This window comes from Pseudomonas sp. MYb327, from assembly GCF_040438925.1.
In the GTDB taxonomy this organism is placed as follows: domain Bacteria; phylum Pseudomonadota; class Gammaproteobacteria; order Pseudomonadales; family Pseudomonadaceae; genus Aquipseudomonas.
The window spans coordinates 2,417,639-2,430,364 of sequence record NZ_CP159258.1 but is presented as its reverse complement, the minus strand read 5'-3'; the positions used below and the strand labels follow the sequence as shown (position 1 = coordinate 2,430,364).

The 12,726-nt window shown below is 55.7% G+C and carries 9 protein-coding genes; 5 read left to right on the top strand and 4 right to left on the bottom strand.

Annotated elements, in window-relative coordinates:
* Positions 1-53: 53 nt before the first annotated feature.
* The 3 genes from ABVN21_RS10840 to ABVN21_RS10830 form a co-directional block, all read right to left on the bottom strand.
* Positions 54-2,360 (bottom strand): hypothetical protein, encoded by a 2,307-nt coding sequence (locus ABVN21_RS10840; RefSeq protein WP_339552080.1) that lies wholly within the window; start codon positions 2,358-2,360, stop codon positions 54-56.
* A 26-nt stretch (positions 2,361-2,386) separates the two neighbouring features.
* Positions 2,387-3,991 (bottom strand): hypothetical protein, encoded by a 1,605-nt coding sequence (locus ABVN21_RS10835; RefSeq protein WP_339552079.1) that lies wholly within the window; start codon positions 3,989-3,991, stop codon positions 2,387-2,389.
* Between the two features lie 597 nt (positions 3,992-4,588).
* Complete coding sequence (locus ABVN21_RS10830) at positions 4,589-5,323, bottom strand: hypothetical protein (RefSeq protein WP_339552078.1); 735 nt, start codon at positions 5,321-5,323, stop codon at positions 4,589-4,591.
* A 373-nt stretch (positions 5,324-5,696) separates the two neighbouring features.
* Between ABVN21_RS10830 and ABVN21_RS10825 the strand changes: the two genes are divergently transcribed.
* The 3 genes from ABVN21_RS10825 (at position 5,697) to ABVN21_RS10815 (ending at position 9,708) form a co-directional block, all read left to right on the top strand.
* Positions 5,697-7,034: an aromatic acid/H+ symport family MFS transporter gene (locus ABVN21_RS10825; RefSeq protein ID WP_339552077.1), complete on the top strand. Its 1,338-nt coding sequence runs from the start codon at positions 5,697-5,699 to the stop codon at positions 7,032-7,034.
* A gap of 26 nt (positions 7,035-7,060) precedes the next feature.
* Positions 7,061-8,323, top strand: a complete 1,263-nt coding sequence (locus ABVN21_RS10820) for a gallate dioxygenase (protein ID WP_339552076.1) — start codon at positions 7,061-7,063, stop codon at positions 8,321-8,323.
* A 137-nt stretch (positions 8,324-8,460) separates the two neighbouring features.
* On the top strand, positions 8,461-9,708 hold the full coding sequence (locus tag ABVN21_RS10815) for an OprD family porin (protein WP_339552075.1): 1,248 nt from the start codon (positions 8,461-8,463) through the stop codon (positions 9,706-9,708).
* Between the two features lie 179 nt (positions 9,709-9,887).
* Here the strand turns inward: ABVN21_RS10815 and ABVN21_RS10810 are convergent, their stop codons facing one another.
* A complete protein-coding gene (locus ABVN21_RS10810) occupies positions 9,888-11,120 on the bottom strand; it encodes a LysR family transcriptional regulator (protein WP_339552074.1) in 1,233 nt (410 codons plus the stop codon).
* Between the two features lie 157 nt (positions 11,121-11,277).
* Here ABVN21_RS10810 and galB point away from each other — a divergent pair, with 157 nt between their 5' ends.
* Both galB and ABVN21_RS10800 read left to right on the top strand, forming a co-directional pair.
* The gene (gene galB, locus ABVN21_RS10805) at positions 11,278-12,012 is read left to right on the top strand and encodes a 4-oxalmesaconate hydratase (protein WP_339552073.1); all 735 of its coding nucleotides are present in this window, start codon (positions 11,278-11,280) and stop codon (positions 12,010-12,012) included.
* The gene (locus ABVN21_RS10800; RefSeq protein ID WP_339552072.1) at positions 12,009-12,725 is read left to right on the top strand and encodes a 4-carboxy-4-hydroxy-2-oxoadipate aldolase/oxaloacetate decarboxylase; all 717 of its coding nucleotides are present in this window, start codon (positions 12,009-12,011) and stop codon (positions 12,723-12,725) included. The genes galB and ABVN21_RS10800 overlap by 4 nt, the downstream gene beginning before the upstream one ends.
* The last annotated feature ends 1 nt before the right edge of the window (position 12,726 follow it).

The following is a 12,726-nucleotide window of genomic DNA, read 5'->3' as shown; positions in this document are numbered from 1 at the left end:
GCGGTTACTTGATTTGCTGGAAAACTTGTCGCGATCTTTCTGAATACGGTGGATCACAATTCACCGGGTTGTCCGAATATTTCATTGAGCAATCCAGGGACCCATACACTGTCGCGACAATCGCTTGGATTGAGTTGAGTCGCTGCGCTACCCGTGCTTAAAACATGGAGTGCGCGGTTAGTCTCAATGGAGGAAGTGTCAAAGCGGCCTTTGTTGTCAAATACAGTCCAGGTACCGTTTTTTTCAAACACGATTCGCGCCACTGATGCTGACTGGCCGATTTTCCAGACATTCACAGCCCCGGAACTGGATATACCGGCAAAGAATTGATCGTTCAGCGGCGCTATCGCCTGTACTGCTCCGTCGGCGTTATAACTGGTAACTTCTTGGCGCGTTGCTGGGCGCCCTTGGGGTTCGGACGATGACAATGCTGTGATGTGTACACTCGCACCGTCGGCATATATGAGCGAGTTGCCGTCGGCGGAAAATTCGAAGCCGTCGTCCAGTGCCCTCTCGCGGCTGATTTTTGTTACCACACTGTCTTTGCGCCAGTCCCACACCTCAATTCCCGAGTCACGGGTAAAAGCTATCCAGGATCGAGTCGGTGAAAACCTGATTGAAGTCGTGACATCAGAAATGGTCGTTTTGAATTCGCTTCGGCCACTCTTGGCGCCGAATACTTGTAGGTTAGGGGCTTGGAACCTGGCAATTGCCGTCTGATCGTCGTTGATTTCCATAGCCGACACTGCGCCTTTGAACGACTGAATCTGTGTAGCTGCGCCGCTGAAGTCCAATTGATAAAGGGTGGTATTCGTGGAGGTCAGCACTTTGTTGAGCTCGGCCAGTTCACCCTTATCATCAAGTGTGTTTGACCAGGCCTCCACGGCGGTTTTAATTCGTTCGAGATCATCTGCGTTGACGGACGCCATCAGCAGGCCATAGTCACCGCCGGATGTAGCAACCGCCAAGCCCCTGGATTTTGGAGGTAATCGGGCCAGTTCATCTTTGCCGTCTTGCGTTCCGATAGAAAAGTCGCCATCGGAGCGCTCGTAAATTCGTAAGACATCATCCGGAGTCATGCTGGCTGCAACCGTGACAATCACGTCGCCAGGCTTGAGTAACTGTGTAATTTTCCGGTCTTTTACGCTGAATAAGTAATCAAAATTCTGGCCGCTGAGAAAGAGTCGGCCTAATGGCTGGGAGACAAGCGTAGGCGTCTGTAAACGACCTTTAATGTGGGGTGCATCCGCGCCATTTGTTCCACTGAAGAAGATTTCAATGCCTTCGTCTCCGGACTTTCGTTGCATGAGCGGGCTACTGTCTTCGTTCAGTGCCAGAATTTCTGCCGTTTGTGTCTGATTGACGATCTTGCCAGAGCTGGTATCGATCACATACGAATGCCACTCGCCCATCTCTGAAATGGCCAGAAACCGTCCGTTACCGCTAAAGGTGAAGTGCGGAAACGAAAGTTCTGCAATTTGAACGCGAGCGGTTTCTTTTCCATCGTGTGTGTTGATGATGTGAAGAAATCCCTCTTCATCCATCCACGCACCTACATTGCCAGACGGATCCATCACCACGGTATCCAACGGTGTTTCTTTTAATTCATGCTGCCATATCACGGCATTGTTCTGAGCGCTGACCATGAGTAGCTCGTAACGTGTTGAGGCCTGGGTGTCCTCTGGTTCATCGTTCAATAAATTCTCTAATGACGGGGATTGCTCCGCTAGCTCGACTTTCTTTAGCGCTAACGCTCGATCCCGCAACGCAGCCGATGCCACCAAAGTAGCGCCGGGACCGGTTTCGAACTTTCCAGATGGTTCCAGGGTTGCGGATAGCCACTCTATCGTTCCGCGCGGGATAGCATATTGTGAAACCGTGGCACCGCCATTGGCAGGACAATCGAACCCGAGGATCGGCGACAGAACCCCCTCGTTAAGTCGGGTCAAGACCTCGCCCGTATCCGGATTAAGAATTCGAAGGGTGCCTGAGTCACTACCCACCATCAGTAATCGACTCTTGTCGACGAAACACAAATTCTTCAGGCTTTCCTTCGGGAAGGACCAGCGTCGAATAGCGTCACCCGATGGCAGGCTGCGCACGGTGACGTCCATCACTGCACCAAACCCGTCAACAGCGTCAGTGGCAACCAGAGTTCTGTCCGTGGAAATCGAAAAGTTCATACCAAGGGTGCTGGGTTCTTCTACAAGCAAGGGATTTTTGCACTCTGACTCTGCTGCGATTGAGGCGAGTGAAATGGTTGACCCACAAAATACAAAACAAAGGAGGGCCACTGAGCGTCTATGGCTGGTGGTCATAAAACGGAGTGATTGTTGGATTAACGCAAGCATGTTTTTCACGGATTTCTCCCGCGTCGCGCTACGCGTTAATCCGCCGCAGATATACCCCATGCGACCTGATAACGTTTGGTCTTTTTCCCGGAATCATCAGCTTTTTCAGTTGTGCGTAACGTCAGATTAGCTTCGGTATAACCGGTTAAATTGGCGACTCTTAGGTGTCGAGACGCGCCGTCGGGAGTGTCCTTGCCTGAGAATTTTACTCCTGCGGTGCTACACAATTTTTTGAACGCCTCGGCAGTTTTTTCGAAGGTGCTATTAGCTAATTTTAAATCGTCACCGTAATAGAGTTCTGCCGTTGCGAAAGAATTTGAGGAGCTTCGGTAAATGGTAACTTCTGTGGCTCCGGGTACTTCAATGGATGAATGAAACATTGGCATATTTTGTCCCGGGAACAGAGGGCTGGAAACTATTGAGGAAAACCCGTCCTTCTCCGCCAGACCGATTCGAACCATCGCTGCGGCCATTTGCTCTATGTCGCTGTTGCCCAAATTTTCCCAGCCGCTATTGCAGTTCGGATTTGCCAGTTGTTTACCAGTATATGAGGCTGATATTAAAGCGTTTTTGTCAAATGGAAGTTCCCAAAAGAATGAATCGTATCGTTCTGAGTCCAGTGATGAAAAGTTGTACCCGATGGCTATTTTTCCGGTGGACCGAGGTGGTATTTCAACTGAGCCGTAAGACGCGTCGGTAAATATATAGTCTTCATATTTTTCCGGTGCTCCCTTGGGGTATCCACCCGTAACTGCAATGAGTTGGATGACGAGGGTCCTGGCGGTATTGTTGGTAAAAATAAAGTTGCTGTTTTTGTCGAAGTTGGCGGCGGAGTTCGCTTTAGCGTCTGCCTCTACGTCGAAGCTTGTATTCAAAAAAAGTGCTCCGACAACGTCTGATATGCTTCGGGTAATTGCATTACACAAACCTGTGCTCCATGCATATTCATCACCGGCGTGCTGGGGTCCGAGCAATCGATGTGATGTCGCGCGCAGCTTGTCTATCCGATCGCCTTTTTGCCCGGAAAGGTCCATCCACTTTAACAACGCTCTTAAAAAGCCAAAATGCACCGCTAAAGCACGCTCGCGTTTATCTAGATGACCCGTTCCATTGGCTGAAACCGGCGTAGTCAACTCTTCACCAGCACCGAGTTGTTTAAGCAAGCGTGCTGTAGGCAAGGCCGCCTTTGGCCCCATTTCCGGGTTATCTGACTTGTCTTCAAACATTGAGTCGAAAAACGCCAATGACGCCAGCATGTCCGCTTGGCATTCGAAAGGCTTGCGCGCAGGATCGGCCGGCGAGACGTCTGGTATGTCATTTTTTTGGGCCACGTGCACCATTTCGTGAAGCATTACAAATTTGAGCGCGGCAGCTTTATTAGCGGGCGTCATATCGCGCGTGAAACGGGTCACAAAGTCATGGCCTGCCAGTATGTTGCCATCGGTTCCTGTCGCAATATTTTGTCCGTCTACTTGCAGCAGGTTGATCGCTGACACCTTCCAGCGTTGCGCAGCAATTTGCTGTGCTTGCGCAAAAGCATCGCCGATATCGTCACTGCAAGCGTTCGATGAAAAAAAAAGTAAAAGCGCGATGGCAGGCGCCGAGAGTTGGGTTATTGGCAGGCGCGTAATGTTCTTCAAGACACACCTCTTTTACGTTTAGGCGAGAGGGTTCTATTTGCCCCAAGGCCGTAGGCGATTGAAACAACCGCGCAGGCTAATGAACACCACATTGCGAAGAAAGCGAATACCAGAGTAACGAAGCGTATGGTCAGTTCGGTTTGAGCGTACATACGGTCGGTTGCCCCACCATAGTCGGCAAGGAGTTCAGAACAGGATGGTTGGTTCGCGGGTTCGAAAGTTGATAGGTAATTCAATAAGTCAAGTGTTGGGGTTGGACCGATAACAAGTCGAATGTCCGACGTATATTGACAGGTCCAGGTACTGCGAAGGACCACAAAAGAAACAAAGGTCATCAAGAATATTGCGGCGCTGATATACGCCAAGCGGAGCCAGGTATGTTTGGCCTTCTGACGATGCACTCTATACGCATACAGAGTAAGAAATCCAATGACAAGCGCCACCAAAATATTTGCGCATACCAGGACGATCCCATCGATGTCAGAGTTGGATGACAGCTTTATCGCAAAGCTTAGGCTCGAACAGAAAGTGGCCACAATCCATGCCGATAGGGAAAGGAGAGGCATCCATATACGCTTTACGTCGGGTTGAGGGCTGTCAGAAGTTCGAGACATCTATTTTTACCTCCTCTGAAGTTTTCGAACTTAAACCCACGCGGATGTCCCGACTGTGCACGAGTGTCTGTCCTTTATAAATCTGCAGGCGGTAGCGGCCTGGAGGTAAAGGTAAGGAGGCATTGTTAGTGTCGGAAGCGAATGGAAAGCGTGCATCACCTTTGTTCACTACATCGCGAAACGAATTGCAGGTGACAGTGTACCCAGGCTCACTTTTGTCACCGCGGAAGGTCATGACGCTGACTTCCACCAGCATCGGTCGATCGAATCCGGAAAATCCTGATGTCGCAACCAGGTAGTGACGTTTGATTTCAGTATCCTCACTGACCTCTTTAAGGAGCGCTGTTGTCTCCTGCGCGCTACCGACATTCAGTGCTCGCAGAAGTTGTTCTCGATAAGCATCAATGGCTGACATAAATATTCCTGGCACCGGTTTGTTCATGCCATCCATTTCTCTGGCAATAGCCGAAAAGCCGTTAGCCAATTTATTTACTTCATGTTCAAGCGGTTGATTGACCGGGTGATTCTGGTCGGATATCTGCGCGAGTAAAGGGAACAGGCTGGAGAAGGCTTTTGTGCCTTGATCGCCGGCATATGAGGCCTGAGAGAAAAATGCAGCCAACATCAGTCCCAGGACGAGCAAGTGGGGTGAAATTTGTCGCCTTGATGTTTGGAGGTTAAACATTCCAATGTCTTCTCCACTGGCAATGGGGAGCATCGTTGTGTCTATGTATGTTAGGTGAGCGATTCGTATCGTCTACAGACGTATTCGAAATAACAATTCTTCAATGCTGTTCAGTTCCGCCGATCAATTGACCGAATACAAACAGAAAGTTGAATTTTCGGCCCTGCCTGACTCAACTCTCAGGGGTCGCGATCCGCCCGGTGTAAAGGTGTTTCAAACCGCTGAATAGCATATGTCTAAAACCACCCGATAAGAAAAATCGATACCCGCTTAAGGATTTCCCAGAGGCGGGGCGGGCCTGTGCGGCTTTAGAGTCACGCCCAGCGTTCGAAAGGTGGATGGCTGCCTGGCCAGCCGCCATTGCCGGACCAGTCGGAATTTCTAAAAAAATAAGAAGGTGAAAAGCATGAGTCACGAAACGGTCGATATCAAAGCGTGGATCGACAACCGGCCGGTTGCCAGATACCAGTGGCTCATCATGAGCCTGTGTTTCTTCGTTGTGTTGTTCGATGGCTTTGACGTTGCGGTCATGGGTTTTATCGCGCCTTCGCTGATTCAGGAGTGGGGTCTTTCCAAAGCGGCTTTCGGCCCGGTGATGAGCGCCGGCATGGTCGGTCTGGCCATTGGCGCTTTGACCGCCGGCCGTTACGCCGACCGTTTGGGCCGCAAGAAAGTGCTGTTGATTGCCGTGACTGGATTCAGCGTGCTTAGCCTGGCCTGTGCCTTCGCTCGCAACCCCTATGAACTGGCAATCCTGCGACTGTTGACCGGCGTGGCCTTGGGCGCCGCAATGCCCAATACCACCACGCTGCTCTCCGAGTACCTGCCGGAGCGCAATCGTTCGCTGTTCATCACCATCATGTTCACCGGTTTCAACATGGGGTCGGGAATGGGCGGTTTTCTCGCGGCCTGGTTGATCCCGCAACACGGCTGGCAATCGGTGCTGCTCGCGGGCGGCATCCTGCCGCTGGTGTTGCTGCCGTTCCTCTGGCTGCTGTTGCCCGAGTCACCGAGGTTCCTGGCGGCACGCAATGCATCGGCCAGTCAGATCGCCAAGGTATTGAACAAGCTGGGCGGACAATTTTCGGCGAGCACGAAATTTACCCTGAGCGAGCCTCAGGTCCAGCACAAGGCGCCGGTGCGCAAGCTGTTCAGTGAGGGTTATCGCTTCGGCACACTAGCGCTGTGGATGACCTACTTCATGGGCCTGCTGGTGATCTACCTGACCATGGGCTGGATGCCGACCCTGTTGCGCGAAGGTGGTCTGAGCATAGAGCGGGCAGCGACCATCACTGGCCTGTTCCAGATTGGCGGCACGGTCGGTGCGATCGTGGTCGGCTGGGCCATGGACAGACGTAACCCGAACACCGTGATTGCGACCTCCTATGCCTTGGGCGGCGCGTTCATCCTGCTGCTGGGAGCTTTCAGCCTGGAGTCGAGTCTGTTGGCGTTCGGCGTCGTCGCGGCAGGCTTCTGCATGAGCGGCGCGCAGACCGGTCTCAACGCCTTCGCTCCCGGTTACTACCCGACCGACTTCCGCGCCACAGGTGTCAGCTGGATGCTGGGGATCGGCCGTTTCGGGGCTATCTTTGGTTCACTCATCGGTGGTGCGGTGCTCAGCCTGGGCTTGGGCCTGCCGCTGTTGTTCGCCCTGTTGAGCGTGCCGGCCTTCTTCGCTGCGCTGGCGATCCTGGCCAACGGTCATGCACGGCGCCGGGTCAGTCAGACGTTGTTGGCGCAATAATTTTTTTACGAACACAGGAACTCGTTATGGCACGCATCATCGGTGGCCTCGCTGTATCCCACACACCCACGATTGGCTTCGCCGTCGATCACGATAAACAGAATGAGGCTGCCTGGGCGCCGATTTTCGAAGGCTTCGAACCGATCAAGGTGTGGTTGAAGGAGCAACGGCCGGACGTGTTGTTCTACATCTTCAACGACCATGTGACGTCGTTCTTCTTCGACCACTACGGTGTGTTCTCCCTCGGTGTGGACGAGCGTTACGAGGTCGCTGACGAAGGCGGCAACCCTCGTTCGTTGCCCGCCGTCGGTGGACATGCGGCGCTGTCGCGGCACATTGGCCAGAGTCTGGTGGCCGATGAGTTCGACATGAGCTTCTTCCGCGACAAGCCACTGGATCATGGCTTCTTCTCGCCGATGTCGGCGCTGTTGCCCTGCGATCCGCAATGGCCAGTGGAAATCGTGCCGTTGCAGGTGGGCGTGTTGCAGTTCCCGATTCCTAGCGCGTTGCGTTGCTACAAGTTAGGCCAGGCCCTGCGCCGCGCCATCGAAAGCTATCCGGAAGACTTGAAGGTGGCCATCGTCGCCACCGGTGGCGTGTCTCACCAGGTGCACGGCGAGCGCTGCGGATTCAACAACCCGGAGTGGGACGCGCAGTTCATCGATCTGTTGGTCAATGACCCGGTGCGCCTGACTGAAATGACCCACGCCGAATACGCCACCCTCGGCGGCATGGAAGGCTCTGAAGTCATCACCTGGCTGATCATGCGCGGCGCGTTGTCGGCCACGGTGAAGAATCTGCATCAGGATTACTACCTGCCATCCATGACCGGCATTGCGACTTTGCTGCTGGAAAATCAGGACCGTCCGGTACCTGCTGAATTGACCGAACGCCACTTGCAGCACATGCAGCACCAATTGGCCGGGATCGAAAAACTCGAGGGCACGTACCCGTTCACTCTGGAGCGCAGCGCCAAGGGTTATCGGCTGAACAAGTTCCTGCATCGCATGATCGAGCCGCAATGGCGCCAGCGTTTTCTCGAGGCGCCAGAAGCGCTGTTCGAGGAAGGCAGGCTGAGCGACGAGGAGCGCGACCTGCTGCGCCGCCGCGACTGGCGTGGGTTGATTCAGTACGGGGCGATCTTCTTCGTGCTGGAAAAACTCGCGGCGGTGCTCGGGATTCCCAATCTGCAGGTCTACGCGGCGATGCGTGGTCAGAGCCTGGACGAGTTCATGAAAACCCGAAACCAGCAGGTGCTGTATTCGGTGGCGGGCAAAGCACCGCGCTGATCATCGGTCGCTAACGCGTTCCAGTAAACGGCGGCTCTTCCCGGGTCGCCATCAGCCAATTTTGTTTGACCTCACTGTGCCCGGCACTGAACGGGCGCAGGGCATTTCTTTACCCAAAAAATCGGAAAACAATAACAATGAAAAACACCGTCAATCATCGGATCGTCTGCACCTTGGCCGTTGTCTCGGCGCTTCCCCTGGGGGCCTCGGCGGCCGGTTTTATCGATGACGCCAGCGCTAACCTGAATCTGCGCAACTTCTACATCAATCGCAACTTCACCAACCCGGCTTACCCGCAAAGCAAGGCAGAGGAGTGGACCCAGAGTTTCATTCTCGATGCCAGGTCCGGTTTCACCCAAGGCGTGGTCGGGTTCGGCGTAGATGTTCTGGGGCTCTATTCGGTCAAGCTCGATGGCGGCCAAGGCACCGGCGGCACGCAGCTGTTGCCGCTGGACAGCGATGGTCGTCCGGCTGATGACTTTGGCCGCTTGGCGGTTGCCGGAAAAATGAAAGTGAGCAAGACCGAATTGAAGGTCGGTGAGTGGATGCCGGTGCTGCCGATCCTGCGATCCGACGACGGCCGTTCGCTGCCGCAGACTTTTCGCGGTGGGCAGGTCACTTCACAGGAAATCGATGGCCTGACGCTGTATGGAGGCCAGTTCCGGCAGAACAGCCCGCGTAACGATTCGAGCATGGAAGACATGTTCATGCAGGGCAAAACCGCATTCACCTCCGATCGCTTCAATTTCATTGGCGGTGAATTCAGCTTCAACGAAAAACGCACGATGATCGGTGTGTGGAATGCCGAGCTGAAGGACATCTATCAGCAGCAGTACATGCAAATCGTTCACAGCCAGCCTCTGGGTGCCTGGACTCTGGGCGCGAACCTCGGTTATTTCTGGGGCCGCGAGGACGGCAGTGCCCGTGCTGGCGACCTGGATAACCGAACCGTTTCGGCACTGCTCTCGGCCAAATACGGCGGCAATACCTTCTACGTCGGCCTGCAAAAACTCACCGGTGACGATGCCTGGATGCGGGTCAACGGCACCAGTGGCGGCACCCTGGCCAACGACAGCTACAACAACAGCTACGACAACGCCCGGGAAAAATCCTGGCAAGTGCGCCACGACTACAACTTCGTCGCCCTCGGCATCCCCGGCCTAACGTTGATGAACCGCTACATCAGTGGCGACAACGTGCACACCAGTGCAACCACCGACGGCAAGGAGTGGGGCCGCGAATCGGAACTGGCCTACACCGTGCAAAGCGGCAGCTTCAAGAACCTCAACCTGCGCTGGCGCAACTCCAGCATCCGTCGGGACTACAGCAGCAACGAGTTCGACGAAAACCGCTTGATCATTAGCTATCCGTTCAGCCTGCTTTAACACCTTCCTGTAGGAGCTGGCGTGCCAGTGATGGCGATGTTTCGGTCAGCAATGATGTTGGATGTGCCGGCCTCATCGCTGGCAAGCCAGCTCCTACGGGTATTGAAAGCGCACACAAAACCTGGGAACAACACAAATCCACTGTAGGAGCTGGCTTGCCAGCGATAGCGGTGTATCAGTCACGTAGAAAGTGACTGACTTCCCGGAACAACCGCCTGCTCACGAATCACCCGTCGAATCATCTCCATCAAGGCTTGTGCCACTGGCGAATGCAGGCTGCCGGTGCGATAAGTCAGGCCGATGGCACGGGTGGTCTGTTTCAGTTCAAGCGGCAGGATGCATAACTCGCCGGAGGCAATCTCCTGTTCTAATTGATGCGCGGACACCGCCGCGAGCATGTCCGAACGCAACAACAACCCGCGAATGATCGCCATGTCAGCGCTTTCCACCACCGGCCGGGGGGGCGCAATGCCGAAACGGGTGAAACACTCATCAAGCATCTTGCGGGCCGGCGATCCGGCGCGGGGCAGCACCCACTGGGCTGCGCTGAGTTCATCGTGCAGCGCCGTTTTCGAATACAGCGGATGATCACTCCGCGCCAGCACAACCATGTCCTCCGTAAGCAACGCTTCGCCGGTCAGGTCGCTGGCGTAGGCTTCCGAACGCAGGGCACCAAAAATGAAATCTACATCGCCGGCGCGCAGTTCCGTTGCCAGCAAATCAAAGGGGCTTTCATTGGTGATCACCTGGATCTGCGGATGCTCGGCCATCATGCGCACGATGGCTTCCGGCAATATCCGTGTGCGACCAAGGGGCAGGGCGCCGACATGCACCACGCCTTGCAAGGCGCCGTGCAGGGCGGTGATGTCGGTCTCGAAATGGCGCAATTCATTCAGCGCCCGGCGAATCGGAAAAAGGATTTCATGGCTGGCGCGGGTCGGCTGCAAGCCGCGTGGCGTGCGCTCGAAGAGTGCCTGGCCGCAGCCACTTTCCATGACCTTGATGGTCGAACTGATCGCCGGCTGACTCAGGCCGAGCAGACTGGCGACGGTCTGCATGTGGTGCGTTTCACAGAGTTTGACGAACACCTGGAGGCGCCTGGCCTGAAACAGATAAAGCGGCTCGACCGCACGTTTATCCCCGCTACTCAACAGGCGCGGCACGCTTTCCAGCTCGACGAGCACGCGGCGTGCACGGGGCAGCAGGCGTTCGCCGTAATCGGTCAAACGCATGCCATTGGCGTGGCGTTCGAACAGCGGCACGTCGAGCCGGGTCTCCAGCTCTGAAATCGAGCGAGTCACCACCGACTGTGCCCGATACAACGCCACGGAAGCCTTGGAAACGCTGCCGTGATCGGACACGCGGACAAAGGCACGCACGTGCATCAGGCTGGGCAGTTCACGGTTTTCCATGGGGCGGATGCTCTGCAGATCGGTGTTAGACTCGGACTATGCCGCCGCCATGAACGGGTGGCAATAAAAAAAACGCATACCTCCAACACCGCAACGCATTACTCCGCAGGTGGGTGCCGGTGCGATGCTCTTTCGAAACGCAGGAGGAGTATCCGCAATGATCGAGTCACCAAAAAATGCGCTGGTCGTCAGCGCCCACTCTGCCGATTTCGTCTGGCGTGCGGGCGGTGCCATCGCACTGCACGCGCAACAAGGCTACAACGTGCACATCGTCTGCCTGTCTTTTGGTGAGCGCGGCGAGTCCGCCAAGCTGTGGCGCAAGGGCGAGATGAGCGAAGAGAAAGTCAAAAGCGCACGCCGCGAAGAGGCCCAGGCGGCCGCGGATATCCTGGGTGCCAGCGTCGAGTTCTTCGACATTGGCGACTACCCGATGCGCGCCGACAAGGAAACCCTGTTCCGCCTGGCCGATGTGTTTCGCCGGGTGCAGCCGGAGTTTGTCCTCAGCCACTCCATCAAAGACCCCTATAACTACGATCACCCGCTGGCCATGAACCTGACCCAGGAAGCGCGCATCATCGCCCAGGCGGAAGGCTACAAGCCGGGCGAGAAAATTGTCGGTGCGCCGCCGGTCTACAGCTTCGAGCCGCACCAGCCAGAGCAATGCGAATGGCGCCCTGACGTGTTGCTGGACATCACATCCGTCTGGGACAAAAAGTACGCGGCCATCCAGTGCATGGCTGGCCAGGAACACCTGTGGGAGTACTACACCCGCGTCGCCCTGCAGCGCGGCGTGCAAGCCAAGCGCAATGTCGGAATCACCTCCAGCCGCGACATCATCTACGGCGAAGGCTATCAAAGCATCTTCCCGCGCGTGACGGAGAACCTGGGATGAGCGAGTTGATCGGAAAAACCGGCATCGTCGTGCGCAACATCGCCCGGGCCGAGCAGGCATTGGTCGAAGAGCTGCAACGCTACGGCGTCGCGACCATTCATGAAGCGCAGGGCCGAAAAGGTCTGCTGGCATCCTCGATCACGCCGATTCAGCGGGGCACCGTGATCAGTGGTTCGGCGGTGACGGTGCTGGTCGCGCCGGGTGATAACTGGATGTTCCATGTCGCCGTGGAGCAATGCCGTCCCGGTGACATTCTGGTGGTTGCGCCGACTTCGCCGTGCACCGATGGCTACTTCGGCGACCTTCTGGCGACTTCGCTCAAGGCCCACGGCGTGCGCGCATTGGTGATCGACGCGGGCGTGCGCGACACCCACACGCTGCGCGAGATGGGCTTCCCGGTCTGGTCCCGCGCCATCAGTGCCCAGGGCACGATCAAGGAGACCCTCGGTTCGGTTAACCTGCCGCTGGTGTGTGGCGGCCAGTTGGTCAACCCCGGCGATGTGGTGGTGGCGGATGACGATGGCGTGGTCATCGTGCGCCGCACCGATGTTGCGCAGGTGGTCGAAGCGAGTCGCGCCCGCGCCGATCTGGAAGAACAAAAGGCCCTGCGCCTGGCCAAGGGAGAGTTGGGCCTCGATATCTACAACATGCGCGGACGCCTGGCGGAGAAGGGTTTGCGCTACGTCGACAGCCTGGACGAACTCGGAGACTGAG